17 protein-coding genes and 1 tRNA gene are annotated in these 16,467 nt (G+C 63.9%); 9 read left to right on the top strand and 9 right to left on the bottom strand.

The window, feature by feature from the left end; genetic code table 11:
* The first annotated feature begins 1 nt into the window (after position 1).
* Positions 2-1,150, top strand: a complete 1,149-nt coding sequence (gene lptG / locus LDZ23_RS02860; RefSeq protein WP_008351117.1) for an LPS export ABC transporter permease LptG — start codon at positions 2-4, stop codon at positions 1,148-1,150.
* A 27-nt stretch (positions 1,151-1,177) separates the two neighbouring features.
* The gene (locus tag LDZ23_RS02855) at positions 1,178-1,552 is read left to right on the top strand and encodes a sirohydrochlorin chelatase (RefSeq protein WP_244807758.1); all 375 of its coding nucleotides are present in this window, start codon (positions 1,178-1,180) and stop codon (positions 1,550-1,552) included.
* Between the two features lie 257 nt (positions 1,553-1,809).
* Here LDZ23_RS02855 and cobA read toward each other — a convergent pair whose 3' ends face one another.
* The 6 genes from cobA to LDZ23_RS02825 form a co-directional block, all read right to left on the bottom strand.
* On the bottom strand, positions 1,810-2,568 hold the full coding sequence (cobA, locus tag LDZ23_RS02850) for a uroporphyrinogen-III C-methyltransferase (protein WP_008351119.1): 759 nt from the start codon (positions 2,566-2,568) through the stop codon (positions 1,810-1,812).
* Between the two features lie 26 nt (positions 2,569-2,594).
* Positions 2,595-3,908 carry a sulfate adenylyltransferase subunit CysN gene (locus LDZ23_RS02845; RefSeq protein WP_008351120.1) on the bottom strand — a complete coding sequence of 438 codons (1,314 nt, stop codon included), beginning with the start codon at positions 3,906-3,908 and terminating at the stop codon, positions 2,595-2,597.
* A 27-nt stretch (positions 3,909-3,935) separates the two neighbouring features.
* Complete coding sequence (cysD, locus tag LDZ23_RS02840) at positions 3,936-4,898, bottom strand: sulfate adenylyltransferase subunit CysD (RefSeq protein ID WP_008351121.1); 963 nt, start codon at positions 4,896-4,898, stop codon at positions 3,936-3,938.
* 65 nt (positions 4,899-4,963) lie between these two features.
* Entirely contained in the window at positions 4,964-5,686 is a 723-nt protein-coding gene (locus LDZ23_RS02835; RefSeq protein ID WP_244807757.1) for a phosphoadenylyl-sulfate reductase, read from the bottom strand.
* Between the two features lie 3 nt (positions 5,687-5,689).
* Complete coding sequence (locus LDZ23_RS02830) at positions 5,690-6,229, bottom strand: DUF934 domain-containing protein (protein WP_034472943.1); 540 nt, start codon at positions 6,227-6,229, stop codon at positions 5,690-5,692.
* Between the two features lie 10 nt (positions 6,230-6,239).
* A complete protein-coding gene (locus tag LDZ23_RS02825) occupies positions 6,240-7,916 on the bottom strand; it encodes a nitrite/sulfite reductase (RefSeq protein ID WP_034472944.1) in 1,677 nt (558 codons plus the stop codon).
* 239 nt (positions 7,917-8,155) lie between these two features.
* Here LDZ23_RS02825 and LDZ23_RS02820 point away from each other — a divergent pair, with 239 nt between their 5' ends.
* The 3 genes from LDZ23_RS02820 to LDZ23_RS02810 all read left to right on the top strand — a co-directional run bounded on the left by LDZ23_RS02820 (position 8,156) and on the right by LDZ23_RS02810 (position 10,510).
* Positions 8,156-9,097, top strand: coding sequence for a CysB family HTH-type transcriptional regulator (locus LDZ23_RS02820; protein ID WP_008351128.1), 942 nt, complete (start codon positions 8,156-8,158; stop codon positions 9,095-9,097).
* 52 nt (positions 9,098-9,149) lie between these two features.
* Entirely contained in the window at positions 9,150-10,310 is a 1,161-nt protein-coding gene (locus LDZ23_RS02815; protein ID WP_244807756.1) for an ABC transporter substrate-binding protein, read from the top strand.
* A gap of 115 nt (positions 10,311-10,425) precedes the next feature.
* Positions 10,426-10,510 (top strand) — tRNA-Leu (locus LDZ23_RS02810).
* A 63-nt stretch (positions 10,511-10,573) separates the two neighbouring features.
* On the opposite strand, the gene LDZ23_RS02805 is transcribed toward LDZ23_RS02810, so the two are convergent.
* Both LDZ23_RS02805 and LDZ23_RS02800 read right to left on the bottom strand, forming a co-directional pair.
* Positions 10,574-10,795: a hypothetical protein gene (locus LDZ23_RS02805; RefSeq protein WP_152563226.1), complete on the bottom strand. Its 222-nt coding sequence runs from the start codon at positions 10,793-10,795 to the stop codon at positions 10,574-10,576.
* 4 nt (positions 10,796-10,799) lie between these two features.
* Positions 10,800-11,135, bottom strand: a complete 336-nt coding sequence (locus LDZ23_RS02800; protein ID WP_244807755.1) for a hypothetical protein — start codon at positions 11,133-11,135, stop codon at positions 10,800-10,802.
* 331 nt (positions 11,136-11,466) lie between these two features.
* Between LDZ23_RS02800 and LDZ23_RS02795 the strand changes: the two genes are divergently transcribed.
* The 4 genes from LDZ23_RS02795 to LDZ23_RS02780 all read left to right on the top strand — a co-directional run bounded on the left by LDZ23_RS02795 (position 11,467) and on the right by LDZ23_RS02780 (position 15,388).
* Positions 11,467-12,984 (top strand): hypothetical protein, encoded by a 1,518-nt coding sequence (locus LDZ23_RS02795; RefSeq protein ID WP_244807754.1) that lies wholly within the window; start codon positions 11,467-11,469, stop codon positions 12,982-12,984.
* A 108-nt stretch (positions 12,985-13,092) separates the two neighbouring features.
* Positions 13,093-14,190: a TIGR03118 family protein gene (locus tag LDZ23_RS02790; RefSeq protein ID WP_033537122.1), complete on the top strand. Its 1,098-nt coding sequence runs from the start codon at positions 13,093-13,095 to the stop codon at positions 14,188-14,190.
* A gap of 185 nt (positions 14,191-14,375) precedes the next feature.
* Positions 14,376-15,089 carry a pseudouridine synthase gene (locus LDZ23_RS02785; protein ID WP_244807753.1) on the top strand — a complete coding sequence of 238 codons (714 nt, stop codon included), beginning with the start codon at positions 14,376-14,378 and terminating at the stop codon, positions 15,087-15,089.
* Positions 15,090-15,211: 122 nt separating this feature from the next.
* Complete coding sequence (locus tag LDZ23_RS02780) at positions 15,212-15,388, top strand: hypothetical protein (protein WP_008351142.1); 177 nt, start codon at positions 15,212-15,214, stop codon at positions 15,386-15,388.
* Here the strand turns inward: LDZ23_RS02780 and LDZ23_RS02775 are convergent.
* Positions 15,385-16,398, bottom strand: coding sequence for an NAD-dependent epimerase/dehydratase family protein (locus tag LDZ23_RS02775; protein ID WP_244807752.1), 1,014 nt, complete (start codon positions 16,396-16,398; stop codon positions 15,385-15,387). The genes LDZ23_RS02780 and LDZ23_RS02775 overlap by 4 nt on opposite strands.
* Positions 16,399-16,467: the final 69 nt, after the last annotated feature.

Here is a 16,467-nt window from a genome sequence, read left to right as displayed (position 1 = left end):
GTTGCGCATCTACGAACGATACTTCGCGCGCCAGATCTACCTCGCGTTCATCTTCATCCTGTTCGCGTTCTCGGGGCTGTTCTTCTTCTTCGACCTGATCAACGAGCTGAACACGGTCGGGCACGGCAAATACAACTTCATGCTCGCGGTGCTGCGCGTCGGGCTGCAGACGCCTTCGCGCTTCTACGAGATCATTCCCGTCGCCGCGCTCATCTCGGCCATTTACGTCTTCGCGCAGATGGCGGCAGCCTCGGAATTCACGATCTTCCGCGTGTCGGGGCTTTCGACCGGCGCGGCGCTGCGCTCGCTGATGAAGATCGGCATTCCGTTGGTGTTCATCACGTACCTCATCGGCGAAGTGATCGGGCCATACACGGACCAGTTGTCCGAGCGCGTGCGGCTTGAGGCGCTCGGATCGTCGGTGTCATCGAATTTTCAGTCGGGCGTGTGGGTCAAGGACACGTTGACGGCGAAAGAGAACGGCGAACAGGTCACGCGTTTCGTCAACGTCGGCACGCTGAACCCCGATACGACGATCGCCAACGTGCGAATCTACGAGTTCGATTCGAAGTTCCGCCTGACCAACGTACGCATCGCGAAGACGGGTGTGTACGCGCCGCCCGGCCACTGGAAGCTCACCGGCGTGACCGACACCCGCCTGAACGACGCGCCGCCGCAGGCCGTCAATCCCGGCGACACGTTGAATCCGGTGTATCGCGCGACGCAGACCACGCTGCCGGAGTACTCGTTGCGCTCCGAGCTGACGCCGCAGATTCTGTCGGTGCTGCTCGTGTCGCCGGACCGGATGTCGATGTTCAACCTCTTTCGCTATATCCAGCATCTGACGGAGAACCATCAGGACGCGCAGCGCTATCAGATCGCGTTCTGGCGCAAGATTCTTTATCCGTTCGCGGTGTTCGTGATGCTGATTCTGTCGCTGCCGTTCGCGTACCTGCATACGCGCGCGGGCGTGGTCGGCGTGAAGGTGTTCGGCGGCATCATGATCGGCATGAGCTTCCAGTTGTTCAACACGCTGTTCTCGCATATCGGCAATCTGAATACCTGGCCCGCGCCGCTCACGGCGGCCGCGCCCGCGCTCGCCTATCTGGCGGTCGGGTTGATCGGACTGAAGTGGGTCGAGCGGCACTGACGTTTCTTCTCTGACGGAGAACGCGCGATGAAGAAGCACGGCATCATCCTGTTCGGTCACGGCGCGCGCGATCCGCGCTGGGCCGAGCCATTCGAGCGGCTCGCGCAGAAGTTGCGTGGTTCGCGCGGCGATCAGCCGGTGGCGCTGGCGTTTCTCGAGTTGATGTCGCCGGATTTGCCGGCCGCAGTGGCGCGGCAAGCCGCCGATGGATGCGATGCCATTACGGTCGTGCCCGTGTTTTTTGGGCAGGGCGGGCATGTGCGTCGCGATTTGCCGGAGATCGTCGAGAAGTGCCGGAAGGCACATCCCGACGTTGCGATTTTCTGCGCGACGGCAGTCGGGGAAGATGACGCGGTGCTGGAAGCGGTCGCGGGGTATTGTTTGCGGCAGATGGGCGCGTAGTTCATCGCTGGCCGTTCGGCCGAATGGCACCCTCCGAATCGAGCGCCTCTACTTGGATTGACTTTTCCGTATATCCGATTGGGCCCCGTATGGATCTGCTCATTTCCAAATAGGCAATAGCCTCGCAGTACGCATTCCCGCGGCAGCAACTCGAAAAAGAAGAAAATCAAGCTCGTCGACTTTTGAATTCCGAGATCCAAAGCAAAAGGAGCGCACCGTCTCCGGTGCGCTCCTTACTTTGAGCCTGTCAAACGACATCAAGCCGCCGCCTGCATCCCCTTCAAATGCACCTTCGGCTTCACCGCCGACGCCCGTTCGCGAAACGCCTCACCGATCATCAGCAAGCTCGGCTGCGACGGATCCAGCCACTCCTGCGCCTCACCCAGCGCCATACGCGCGAGCGTCAACGTCAGCGTGCGTTCGCGCGGCGTGCTGCACGCCTCCACGATCGCCACCGGCGTCGAGCCGGGACGTCCCGCATCGATCAACTGCTGCGCGATGTCCGGCGCGCTGTCGCGGCCCATGTAGAACACGAGCGAATCGGCCTTCGCCTGCTCGCGAATCTCGTCGCTGTCCGCCGCACGCGAATGCGTCGCCAGTGCGACGCTGCGCGCCACACCGCGCAAGGTCAGCGAGCGCTTGAGCGTCGCCGCGCTCGCGAGCGCCGCCGTGATGCCCGGCACCACTTCGAACTCGATGCCCGCAACTTCGAGCGCGCGCATTTCCTCGTCGGCGCGGCCGAAGAGCATCGGATCGCCGCCCTTCAGACGCACCACGACACCGTGTTCCAGCGCAGCATCGACGATCTGCTTGTTGATGAAGTGCTGCGCCGTCGAACGCTGTCCGCAGCGCTTGCCGACAGCAATCTTCTTCGCGTTGGGCGCGTAGTCGAGCATCGCCGGTTCGACGAGCGCGTCGTGCAGCACGACGTCCGCCTGCTCGAGCAAGCGCATGCCGCGCACGGTGATGAGATCCGCCGCGCCCGGCCCCGCTCCGATCAGATAGACCTTACCCATTGCAATCATCCGTCGCTAAATGTCGATCAAGCCGCGATCGAACGAATCATGCCGGCGGCGACCGTGTGATGCGTCGCTTCATCGATCAGCACGAACGCGCCGGTGCCCTGATGCGTATCGTACTCGTCCGCGACGATCGGCTTCTGCAACGTGAGCGCCACGCGGCCGATGTCGTTCATCGCGAGCGTGCTGCGATCGACCGAATGCGACAGCGTATGCACGTCCAGCACCTGCTTCACCGCGCCGATGCGCGCGAACACCGTGTTCGTCGTCTGTTTCAGCAGATATTTGCGCTGCGGCGAAAGCGGCTCTTCGTCGAACCAGCAGAGGTCCGCTTCGAGCTTCTTCGCCGGCTCGACCTTCGCCGCGGCGGGCACGAAGGTATCGCCGCGCGACACGTCGACGTCTTCCGTCAGGCGAATCGTCACCGTCTGGCCAGCGAACGCGCGATCCACCGGCGCGACACCACCCGGCACTGGCGCGATGATCTCGGCAACCGTCGCTTCGCGGCCGGCGGGCAGCACGGTCAGCGCATCGCCGACGCGCACTTCGCCCGCTTCGACGCGGCCCATGTAGCCGCGGAAATCGTCGGCTTGCGAGCCGTCCTGACGCGCGACCCATTGCACCGGGAAACGCAGCGCCTGATCGTTCGGCTGCGCGACCGGCAGCGATTCCAGCAGATCGAGCAGCGGCTCGCCTGCGTACCACGGCATGCGCTCGCTCGCCGTCACGATGTTGTCGCCCTTCAGCGCCGACACCGGCACGAAGCGCACGTTCGACAGCCCGAGCTGACGCGCGAGCACGACGTACGCATCGCGAATCTCGTTGAAGCGCGCTTCGCTGTACTCGACCAGATCCATCTTGTTGATCGCGACGATCACGTGCTGCAGACCGAGCAGCTTGACGATCGCGCTGTGGCGCTTCGTCTGCGGCAGCAGTTGCGCGACGCCGTCCTCGAACGTGACGCGCGTTGCGTCGACGAGAATGATCGCCGCATGCGCCGTCGACGCGCCCGTCACCATGTTGCGCGTGTACTGCTCGTGGCCCGGCGTATCGGCGATGATGAACTTGCGCTTCGCCGTGGCGAAATAGCGATACGCGACGTCGATGGTAATGCCCTGCTCGCGCTCGGCTTCGAGGCCGTCCGTGAGCAGCGAGAGGTCGATTTCATCGCCGACCGTGCGCTTGTTCTTCGCGCGCGAAATCGCCGACAACTGATCCGACAAGACGGCCTTGCTGTCGTACAGCAGACGGCCGATCAGCGTGCTCTTGCCGTCGTCGACGGAACCCGCGGTGATGAAGCGCAACACGCCCAGATCTTCAGCTTGATAGATGCTCATGACTCGTTTCTTCCTGTGGCGTGATGCTTAGAAATAACCTTGCTTCTTGCGCTGTTCCATCGCGGCTTCGGAAGCCTGATCGTCCATGCGCGTCGCGCCGCGTTCCGTGATTTCCGTCACGGCCGTTTCCGCGATGATCTTCTCGACGTCATCGGCATCGCTCGCGACCGGGCACGTGCAACTGATATCGCCGACGGTGCGGAAACGCACTTGCGCGATCTCGGCGGTCTCGCCTTCGCGCACCGGCGTGAGCGGCGTTACCGGCACGAGCAGGCCGTTGCGGCGCACGATCTCGCGGTCATGCGCGTAGTAGATGTTCGGCAGTTCGAGCTTTTCGCGCGCGATGTACTGCCACACGTCGAGCTCGGTCCAGTTCGAGATCGGGAACACGCGCAGATGCTCGCCGTTGTGCAGACGCGCGTTGTAGATGCTCCACAGTTCCGGACGCTGCGCCTTCGGATCCCACTGGCCGAATTCATCGCGGAACGAGAAGATGCGCTCTTTCGCGCGCGCCTTTTCTTCGTCGCGGCGCGCGCCGCCGATCATCGCCGTGTAGCCGTATTGCTCGATGGTTTCGAGCAGCGTCACCGCTTGCGCGGCATTGCGCGAATCCGTCTCGCGACGCAGACGCACCGTGCCCTTCTTGATCGAATCCTCGACATGACCGACGACGAGCTCCGCGCCGATCTCGGCCGCGCGGCGATCGCGGAAATCGATCACTTCCTGGAAGTTGTGACCCGTGTCGATGTGAACCAGCGGGAACGGCAGCGTCGTCTTGCGGCCCCCGCCGAGGCCGAACGCCTTGAGCGCGAGCGCCAGCACGACGACCGAATCCTTGCCGCCCGAGAACAGGAGCGCGGGCTTGCTGCATTCCGCGACCAGTTCGCGAATGATGTGGATCGACTCGGCTTCGAGCCAATCCAGGTGATCCATGCGAGTCGCCTTGTTGACGACCGGTGCGGTGACGTTAGAGTCGAGCGTCGTGCTCATGTTCGTCGATCCTTTTTCTAGCGGCGCTTCTATGAGCGCCGCGTTCAGTGACAGGGGGTAGTGCCTTAGATCGCGGAGCTTGGTGCTGCTTCGACGATCTTGATGTTCGTGATGTGCAAGCCGCATTCCTTCGTATCGCGCGATTCCCACCACCAGCGTCCGGCGCGGCTGTCTTCGCCGGGGCGCACCGCGCGCGTACAAGGCTCGCAGCCGATGCTCGGATAGCCGCGCGCGTGCAGCGGATTCACGGGCACATCGAAGGCTTTCAGGTAATCCCACACATCGGTTTCGGTCCAGTCCGCGAGCGGATTGAACTTGGCGATGTTGCGCGGCTCGTCGCGCTCTTCCTCGTGCAGCTCGGCGCGCGTCACCGATTGTTCGCGGCGCTGTCCCGTCACCCACGCGGAGACATCGGACAGCGCGCGATTGAGCGGCTCGACCTTGCGGATATGGCAGCAGCTCTTGCGCAAATCAATGCTTTCGTAGAACGCGTTCAGACCGTGATCGCGCACGTAGGCATCGACCGCGTCCTGTTGCGGATGAAACTGCTCGATGTCGTAGCCGTAGCGCGCTTTCACGGTATCGAGCATGCCGAGCGTTTCCGCGTGCAAACGGCCCGTATTCAACGAGAAGATGCCGATCTTCACATCGCGCGAAAGGATGGCGTGCGTCAGCACCATGTCTTCGGCGGCGAGACTGCTGGCTAGCTTGACGTTCTGGTGGCGCGCCGCGATCGAATCGAGCAGCGCATCCAGGCGTTCAACCTTGGCTTGCAATTCAGGCGTCATACATCAGGCTCCAAGCGCTGCGACGAGCGCCGCGCGACGACGGAACAGCGGTTCCGGATTGTCGGTCGCGCCCTGATACAGATTCGTGAACTCGGTGAACGCGTTGAGCGCGTCGTTGATGTCCTTGTCCGCGCGCACGGCGAACGCATCGAAGCCGCAGCGCGCGTGGAATGCAACCTGATCGCGCAGCACGTCGCCGATTGCGCGCAGTTCGCCCGTCCACTGATAGCGCTCGCGCAGCAAGCGGCCGATAGAAAAGCCGCGGCCATCGCGGAACACCGGGAAATCGACGGCGATCACGGAAATCTGCGCGAAATCCGCGACGATGTCGGCGGGTTCGTCGTCCGGCGCGAGCCACACGCCGATGTCTTCTTTCGCGCGCGACGCGACGATCGCCGGCTTGTGCTCTTTCCACAGCGCAAACGGCACGATGATCTTGCCGGCCGGCAGCGCATCGACGGCGGGCAACGTACCGTCTTCGGCGGCGCGCACAACGGTGAAACTGTCTTCGACGACCGCGCGGTTCTTGATAATCAACGTCATTTGCAGATCCTTAAGCGTGAGCCTGGCGCGATGCGTACACGCGCTCCTTGAACGGCGCCATGCCGATGCGGCCGAACGTCTCGATGAAGCGCTCGCCTTCGATGCGGTTGTCGACGAAAGTGTCGATCACTTGCGCGATCACGTCGGGCATCTCTTCGGCCGAGAACGACGGGCCGATCACCTTGCCGAGATGCGCGCCGGTCGCGCCCGAGCTTTGCTCGCCGCCGAGCGTCACCTGATACCACTCCGAGCCGTCCTTATCGACGCCCAGAATGCCGATATTGCCGACGTGGTGATGACCGCACGCGTTGATGCAGCCCGAGATGTTCAGCGAAAGGTCGCCGAGGTCGTGCACGTAGTCGAGATCGTTGAAACGGTCCTGAATGGCGAGCGCGATCGGGATCGACTTGGCATTCGCGAGCGAGCAGAAATCGCCGCCCGGGCACGCGATGATGTCCGTCAACAGGCCGATATTCGCCGTCGCGAAACCGAGCGCCTTCGCGCGTTCCCACACCGTGTGCAGATCGCGCTTCTTCACGTTCGCGAGAATCAGGTTCTGCTCGTGCGACACGCGGATTTCGCCGAACGAGAATTCATCGGCGAGCGCGGCGACGTCGTCCATCTGCTGATCGGTGGCGTCGCCCGGCGCGATGTGGCGCTGCTTGAGCGAGAGCGTCACGGCGGCGTAGCCCGGCACCTTGTGCGGACGCACGTTGCGCTCGACCCAGCGCGCGAACGGCTTGCTGTCGATCAGATGCTTTTCATAGGAAGCGTCGGTGTCCGCGAGCTTCTCGTAGACGGGCGGCGCGAAGAACTTCGACACGCGATCGACTTCTTCCTGCGTGAGCGTCGACGGGCCGTCCTTCAAGTGTTGCCACTCTTCCTCGACCTGCTTGCTGAACTTCTCCGGCGACAGCGCCTTAACGAGAATCTTGATACGCGCCTTGTACATGTTGTCGCGACGGCCGTAGCGGTTGTACACGCGCAGCACGGCTTCGCAATAAGTAAGCAAGTGTTGCCACGGCAGATCGCGCTTGATGATCGCGCCGACGATCGGCGTGCGGCCGAGGCCGCCGCCCGCGAGAATGTCCATCACGACTTCGCCTTGCGCGTTCTTCTTCAGATACACGCCGAGATCGTGGACTTGCACGGCCGCGCGGTCTTCCGCCGAGCCGTTCACCGCGATCTTGAATTTGCGCGGCAGCCACGCGAATTCCGGATGGAACGTCGACCATTGACGCAGAACTTCCGCCCACGGACGCGGATCGACCTGCTCGTCGGGCGCGACGCCCGCGAACTGATCGGCGGTGATGTTGCGGATGCAGTTGCCCGACGTCTGGATCGCGTGCATTTGCACCGACGCGAGCTTGCGCAGGATTTCCGGCGTCTCTTCGAGCTCGACCCAGTTGAACTGGATGTTGGTCCGCGTCGAGAAGTGACCGTAGCCGCGATCGTGCTCGCGCGCGATGGTGGCCAGCATGCGGAGCTGGTCGCTGCGCAGGTTGCCGTACGGGATCGCGATGCGGTGCATGTACGCGTGGCGCTGCATGTACAGGCCGTTCTGCAAACGCAGCGGACGGAATTCTTCTTCGCTCAATTCGCCCGACAAACGTCGGCGGACCTGGTCGGCGTACTGCGCGACACGTTCGTCGACGATACGTTGGTCGATCTGATCGTATTGGTACATTCGGGGGCCCCAAGTTCTTGTGTAAAGCGCAGCGTCCTAGGTTACGCGGCGCGTCTCGTCCATCGAATATCCATTGAGTCGCTATTGCCCGAGCCGTTCAGACTGAACGCTCATTTGCTTATGACAGATGGAGATATGGATATTGGAAAAATTGGACTGATAGTAAAGAACCTGCTATATATTGCAAACGACTGAAAAATTACTTTGATATGCCCGGTAGTAATAAACAAAGGCTATAAATGAATCTGCATCAGTTTCGCTTCGTGCGCGAGGCCGTCCGGCAGAACTTCAACCTGACGGAAGCCGCCAAGGCGCTGTATACGTCGCAGCCGGGCGTCTCGAAAGCGATCATCGAATTGGAAGACGAATTGGGCGTCGAAATCTTCACGCGGCACGGGAAACGCGTGAGGTCGCTCACCGAGCCGGGGCGCATCATTCTCGCGTCGGTCGAGAAAATCTTGCAGGAAGTGGAAAGCCTGAAGCGCGTCGGTAAGGATTACGCCGCGCAGGATCAGGGCAATCTCGTCATCGCCGCCACGCATACGCAGGCGCGTTATTCGCTGCCGTCCGCCATCGCAGAATTCAAGAAGCGCTTCCCGAAGGTCCACCTTTCGATTCTGCAAGGCAGTCCGACGCAAGTCGCCGAAATGGTCATCCACGATCAGGCCGATATCGCCATCGCGACGGAAGCGATCGCCAACTATAAGGAACTGGTGTCGCTGCCCTGCTTCCAGTGGCAGCATCTGGCCGTCATGCTGCCGGATCATCCGCTGTTGGAGCGCAAGACGCTGACGCTCGACGATCTCGCGCAATTCCCGATCATCACTTACGAGGCGTCGTTCGCCGGGCGCACGAAGATCAATCAGGCGTTCGCGCTGCGCAATCTGACACCGGACATCGTGCTCGAAGCCATCGATGCCGACGTCATCAAGACTTACGTCGAACTGGGGCTCGGCGTCGGGATTCTGGCGGATATCGCGTTCAATCCGGAGCGCGATCGGCATTTGCGCGCGATGCCGGTCGGACATCTCTTCGGCACGAACGTCACGCGGCTCGCGCTCAAACAGGGCGCGTACCTGCGCAGCTATGTGTATACGCTCGTCGAACTGCTGTCGCCGTCGCTGAATCGCAAGCTGATCGAACAGGCGCTGTCCGGCGAGCACGAGAGTTACGAGCTTTGAATATCGGCGGCGCCCGCCGCCTAGAAAATCCTGCCCTTTTGGAGACCATCCGATGACGTTGTCGAAGTTCACGCGCCGGCTCGCTGCCGGCGTCGCCTTGTCCGTAGTTGCCGCCGCCGCGCACGCCCAGTTGAAGGTCGGCATCGATCTGTCGAGCACCGGTCCGGCCGCCGCCATCGGCATCACCAGCAAGAACGCGATGCTCATGTGGCCGAAAACCATCGCCGGGCAGAGCGCGGAGTACATCATCCTCGACGACGGCTCGGATCCGGGCGCGGCCGTGCGCAACATCCGCAAGCTCATCAGCGAAGATCACGTCGATGTGATCGTCGGGCCGAACATCACGCCGGCGGCGCTCGCCGCGCTCGATCCCGTCGCCGAATCCGAAACGCCGATGATCACGCTGATCGGCTCGGCATCGGTCGTGGAGCCGCAGGAAGGCAAGAAAGTGTGGGCGTTCAAGATGGCGCAGACCGATCGCGCGATGGCCGACGTCATGACGCGCTACATGGCCAATCACGGCGTGAAGACGGTGGGTTTCATCGGCTTCGCGGACAGCTACGGCGATAGCTGGCACAACGAGTTCACCAAGTTCGCCGATCTTCGGCATATCAAGATTGTCGCGAGCGAGCGTTTCAATCGCACCGATGCGAGCGTCACCGGCCAGATTCTCAAGCTGATGGCCGCGAAGCCCGACGCGGTGCTGATCGCGGGCGCGGGCACGCCGACGGTGTTGCCGCAGCGCACGCTCGTCGAGCGCGGCTACAAGGGCGCGATCTATCAGACGCACGGCATCGCGACGCCCGAGTTCATCAAGCTCGGCGGCAAGGACGTCGAGGGCACCCTGTTCCCGACGCAGCCGGTCGTCGTCGCGCGGACGCTGCCGGCGGATCATCCGTCGAAGAAGGCTGCGCTGGCGTTCGCGAATGCGTATGAGGAGAAGTACGGCAAGGGCACCGTGACGCAGTTCGCGGGCGATGCGGCGGGCGTGTATCCGCGTCTTCAGGACGCCGTGGCGCGCGCGCTGAAGACGGCCAAGCCGGGCACGAAGGAGTTTCGCGTGGCGCTGCGCTCGGAACTCGAGCATGCGCACGAACTGGTCGTGCCGAACGGCGTCGTCAATACGAGCGCGACGGATCACGTCGGTCTGGATCAGCGCGCGAGCGTAATGGGCGTCATCAAGAACGGCGCATTTACGTATCTCGCGCAGTAATGTCCTTTGTTCTGAAAACGCTACTGTCGATGCTTGCCGGCGACGGCGTTTTCGGTCATAATCGCCGACTCGATTGGCTCGTTGGTTCGCTCTGTTCCGCTACGAGTCGATTCAGGCCCAGGTGGTGAAATTGGTAGACGCAGGGGACTCAAAATCCCCCGCCGCAAGGCGTGCCGGTTCGATTCCGGCCCTGGGCACCAGGATTGTTGAAAAAGCCGCTCCGTTGTGAGCGGCTTTTTTGCGTTTGGGGCACGGCTTCGGCGTCATTTCGGCATCTCGCCGGGTTTCGCGGCAATCTGCGTTTGAACGTTGCCTGAACCGCGCCCGACTTCGACGCGCGGCTCATCGCCCGCAGTCTTCCGATAAATCCAGCCCACGACGGGCGGAACGACGAACCTGGCGATCGCGTAAGCCAACACGACAGGCCAATACTCTCGAAAGAAACCCAGCACGAAGTTCAACATTTTTCCACCCACGCCTTCCATTCATTCACCGCGATCGAAAATACATAGTAGACCAGAGCATCCCGAAGAGGATGCATAGGCAGAATCGCCGAACTTCCTCACTGAACGAAGCGACGAGCAAGTATATCCAGAGAAGCATCCCGATTAGAGAGGCGAAAATTCCCAGATTCGCGACAAGAAACGCCTGAGCGATTCGTCGCTCGGAGAACCATCGAGAATAGGCGCCGCGGCGAAGCTCACCCGGCAGCACCGTCAAAGCAAGATTCAGACTGACGCTCGACGCGACGAGCGAAATCGGAAAGAAGTCATCCCTGCCCGGCTGCTTCAGCGCCACCCTCAAGATGTATTCGATCGCGCCCATGAATAGCGGCAGTCCGACGATCAGTTGCCGCGCCGTCGCGTCGAAGCCCCTTCGATTGCATTGTCATCGTCCTTATGTGCGTGATGACACGCAATTTCGCCGATGACGCGAGCGCGCGTAAGTCGTCCGTCCGGCTATGTGCGCTCTCGCGTAGACGCGCACTGCCGCGTCAGCAAAAAATGGCCTCCATCGGCATCGGGAACCCCGGCGCGCGGAGCATCGCGGGGATGCTCGCACGCGCAGCGCCCGCATTTCGGGTTGCTTAGGACCCTCTCGATGTCGTGACCCGCTCGCGCGACGCGCCGAGCCATAACTCGAAGAAAGGTACGACATGAATCGACCTGATCACTCGCTGTCTCTCGACTCCGTCATCTGCAAGCGCTGCAACACCGTTTCCCCTGCCTCGGAAGACACCTGCCCCGCGTGCGGCGCCGATCGTCAGGGCGCGATTTTCACGAGCCGCGCGGCCGAAGCCGCCGCGGCCGCCGCGGCGCCGGTGCCCGCGCCGCTCGACATTCTCGACTGGGACGATAGCCACTGGCTGCAGCGCCTCGTGCGCCGCAGGATGCTGACGTCCTATCCGAACTTCGTCGAGCCCGATGCGCAGGATCAGCGCAAGCCCGCCCGCACCGGCATGGCGATGCTGGTCGGCGGGGTGGTCGCCAGCATCGCGGTCGGCGGATACTTTTACGCGCGTCTGGACGACAACGCGCCGTCGCCGAGCGCGGAGCCCGGTATCAGCGCGGCGGGATCGATTCGCGACGGCGCCTCCGGCGCGCTCAAAGCCGATGCCGCGCGGCACGCATCGTTGGCGCGCTCCAAAGCGGATACGCCGAGTGCGCAGCCTGTCCCGTCAGCGACGACGACAACGACGATCGCGAAGAAGCCCGCGCCGATAGCGGAAACCGCGTCTGTCGCGCCGCGCGTCACGGCATCGAGCATGTTGCCGACGACGCCGCACGTTGCGGCGAACGCGGCTCCGGCGAGCAACGCGTCGCCAGCCATGTTCGCAACTGCGAAGCCGGTGACGCCCGTTCCCACGACGAACGCAGCCGCAGCGACAGCCGCATCGGTCGCTGCCGTCGCGCCGCCGACCAAGCCGACGACGCCGGTCGTCGCATCGCTGCAGATGCCTGAACCGCGCGTGGTCGCGACGATCGCCGCAGCGGCGCCGGTGCCGCCGAAACCGGTGACGCAAGCGCCCGCGCCCGTCGCCCGCGCGATCGAGCAGCCTCGAAATACCGCGCCCGTCGCCCGACAATCCGAACAGCCGCGCAGCACCGCGACGGTCGCCTCGATCGACAAACCGCCCACGCCCGCCACGCCCGCCGTTCAGCCTGCGCCGGAGCCGCTTCCCGCAGCCGTCGCGCGGAGCATCGCGGCGGCTCAGCAAGCGCTCGCCGGGCGCGACCTCGCGGCGGCGCGCCGTCACATGCGCAGCCTCTCGGCGAGCGAGCCGCGCAGTCCGGAAATCCAGCAGCTCGCGGCCGAATTGTCGCGTCAGGAACGTGCGCGCGACGGCGCGATAGCGAACGCGCGCGCCTGCGCCGCCAACATGGAAGCGGCGTGCGCGTTGCGCAACGCACGCCGCGCGGTCGCGCTCGACCCGCGCAACGGCCAGGCGCAGGCGACGCTGCGCCGCGCGCTCGCTGTGCAGAACGAGAGCAACACCGAGTACTTCCGCCAGGCGAGCGGCATCCCGAAGCCGGTCGTCCCGACGATGACCTACGACGGCCGTTGGAACGCGCACGCCCATCATTCGGGGATACCGGATGACGACGATTCGCGCTTCACGCTCTTCGGCCTGGGCGTGCCGGCCGTATCGAAGGGACGCGGCGACGCGCATTGATGTACTGACGCGCCATTCAGCATGATGCAAACGGAATAAGCCGCAACGCACATCCGTTTAAAGGTGACGAACGAGCTGCCGGCGAACCGCGCCGAAGGAGTCACCATCATGCAAACCGGATTGTTGCGCCGTCTGGTGGTTTGCGCCGCCGCGGTCGTCTCGCTCGCGGGCATCGCCTCATGCGGCGGCGGCTCGGACGACAACATGCCGACGGCGACACGTTTCAAGATGTCGATCGTCGTCTCCGATGGCGCCGTGTCCGCGCCTCACACCGACCCGAATCTGAAGAACGGCTGGGGCGTGGCGTTCAACCCGAACGGCTTCGTTTGGGTCGCCGACAACGGCACGCAGACGGCCACGCTCTACGACGGCAACGGCGTCGTTCAGTCGCTGGTCGTATCGATCCCTCCGAGCGCGTCCGGGCCCGCCAAACCGACAGGAATCGTCTTCAACAAGGGACCGGATCTCACGCTCTCGCGCAACGGCAAGTCGGGCGTCGCCGCGTTCGTCTTCGCGGGAGAAGGCGGCTCGATTACCGCGTGGGCACCCGCCGTCGACATGACGCACGCGTTCACCGCCGTCGATTCGAGCGCGTCGGGCGCGATCTACAAGGGACTCGCGATCGCCACGACGTCGACGGGCGCGCATCGCCTTTACGCGACCGATTTCCATAACAACAAGGTCGACGTCTTCGACGGCACGTTCACGAAGATCGCCGTGCCCGGCGGCTTCAGGGACGCGCAGATTCCGGCGGGTTTCGCGCCCTTCGGCATTCAGACGATCGGCTCGAAGATTGTCGTCACCTACGCGAAGCAGGACGGCGACGCCGAGGACGACGTGCCCGGCGCGGGCCTGGGCTTCGTCGACGTGTTCGACATCGACGGCAATCTGACGCAGCGCTTCGCGGCGAACGGGCCGCTCAACGCTCCGTGGGGCATCGCGCAGGCGCCCGGAAACTTCGGCACGTTCAGCAACGATATCCTCATCGGCAATTTCGGCGACGGCACCATCAACGCGTTCGATCCGAATACCGGCGCGTTCGTCGGCGCGCTCACGGATACCGGCGGCGCGCCGCTCGTGCAGCACGGTCTGTGGGGCATCGCGTTCGGCAACAACCTGAACGCGCAGCCGTCGAACACGCTGTTTTTCGCCGCCGGGCCGAACGACGAAGCCAACGGCGTGTATGGCCGCATCGACATGCAATGACGCGCACGCGACGATTCCCTGGGCGATGACGCTGGCCGCGGACGCATGGCCGTCCGAAAGCGCATCGCCACGCTCGGCGCCGCCCGCGGTTCGGGCGGCGCTTTTTTTGGCGATGCGAAGCGCGCCGGCGCGCGCGGACCGAAAGCGCGGCTTGCTAGAATGCGCGCTTCAACTCCGCTCATCCGATGGACCTCGAAACCCTCCTCTTCTCCCAAGGCTTCGGGTCGCGCCGCCAGTGCCGCGGCATCGTGGCCGAAGGCCGCCTGCGCATCGCGGGCATCGTGCGCGACGATCCGCACGCCCATCTCCCCGTCACGCCCGGTCTCGAATTCCAAGTCGACGATCATCTCTGGACGTATCGCGAGAAGGCGTACATCGCGCTCAACAAGCCCGCGGGCTACGAATGCTCGCGCGATCCGCAGCATCATCTGAGCGTGTTTCATCTGCTGCCGCCGCAACTCGCCGAGCGCGGCGTGCAGGCCGTCGGCCGGCTCGACCAGGACACGACCGGCCTGCTGCTGCTTTCCGACGACGGCGCGTTCGTGCACGCGTTCACGTCGCCCAAGCGCAAGGTGCCGAAGGTCTATCTCGCGACCGTGCGTCATCCGCTCGACGGTCTGCAACTCGCGAAGTTGCGCGAAGGCGTGCTGCTGCACGGCGAGCCGAAACCCAGCGCCGCGCTCGCCGCCAAACAACGCGGCGAACGGCTGCTCGAACTCACCGTGCTCGAAGGCAAATACCATCAGGTCAAGCGCATGGTCGCGGCCGCGGGCAACCGCGTGGAGAAGCTGCATCGCGAGCGGGTCGGCGGTTATGCGTTGCCCGACACGCTCGTCGAAGGCGCATGGCGCTGGCTCGAAGACGCCGATCTCGCCGCGTTGCGAAACACTTCGCATTGAGCACGCAAATCGGTGAATCCCCTCACCGGCGGACGCTGCGATGCAGCATGCCTTCCACGTTTCGTACTCTTATACTGGTCTAACGGATACCAAAATGATTACGAAAAAAGCAGGAGGGCATCATGGTCTCCCAATCGGCCGTTGCGCTGGTAGCGTTCGTCGCGCTGTGCGCAGTCCTCATCGGGGTGCTGGGCTTCGTCATGCACATGCGCCACAAGTATTCGCCGAATCTCATCGGCGCATTGATCGGCGCGTTGATGTGCTTCGTTCTGCTCGAAACGATTCCGGCGCTGATCTAACGCCGCGCGTTCTGCTTTAGGAACGCGTCGACCGTCGGATGGCGCAGCACGTAGCCCAGTTCGCGCTTCAGGCGCGTGTTGGCGAGCCGCCGCGATTCGCGCATGAACGAAAGCGTGACCGGCTCCAGGCGCGTTTGCGCTTCGCTGCGCGAAATGCGCGGCACGCGCGTCAGGCCGTAGGCATCGGCCACGCGGTCGAAGTAATCCGCCATGCGCAAATCCGTGTCGTCCGACGCGTTCACGACGCGCTGCGCACGCCCGCGCGCGAGCGCACGCACGAGAATGGCCGCGAGATCGTCGGCGTGAATGTGGTTCGTGTAGACGTCGTCCGGTTCGGCGAGCGCGGGCATGCCCTTTTCGATGCGCGCGATCGGCAGGCGGTTGGCCGCGTAAATGCCCGGAATCCGCACGACCGACACCCGCCAGCCGCTTTTCACGCCCGCCGCGCGCAACTGCCGCTCCGCCGACACGCGCCGCCGCGCGCGTTCGTTCGCAGGCCGCGCAGGCCGCGTTTCGTCGATCCACGCGCCGGCGCAATCGCCATAAACGCCGGTCGTGCTCGCATAGACGAAACGCGTGCGCTGCCCGTCCCGGCGCTTCGCGGCCGCACGAAGACCGTCGGGTACAATGAAAGATGTTTTTCCGGCGCGATCCGCATGCAGCCAATGGCTTGCGGCGGCGCGCGCCACCGAGCGGCGCGGTCTGCGCAGCGCGGCGATCAGCGCGCGCGTGCGGCGGTCCGAATCGCCGTCGCGCTGAGGCGGCGCGAGATGCAGCACGTCGCGTGCGAGGCCGGCGAGCCTTGCGAGGCTGCGGCGCACATCGAGATCGCCGGAAATGGGCGTCGCGCCGGCCGCGCGCAATTCGCCGGCGCGTTCGGGATGATGCGTGAGCGCGACGACGCGGGGCGCGGCGGCGCGCGCATGCAGAAGCGGCAACGCGCGCATGCCGACATCGCCGCATCCGACGATCAGGACGCGCGCGCGGCGAAGGTTTCGAGTGGCGATCATCGGAGCATTTTATCCGTCGCCTTAAACCCGCGTGCGGCGTCCGAAAAGACTCACGAGACAACTCCACAC

The organism is Caballeronia zhejiangensis, from assembly GCF_022879815.1.
GTDB classification, from domain to species: Bacteria; Pseudomonadota; Gammaproteobacteria; order Burkholderiales; family Burkholderiaceae; genus Caballeronia; species Caballeronia zhejiangensis.
Note: the sequence above shows the minus strand (reverse complement) of the source record. Positions and strands in the feature narration are given on the sequence as shown.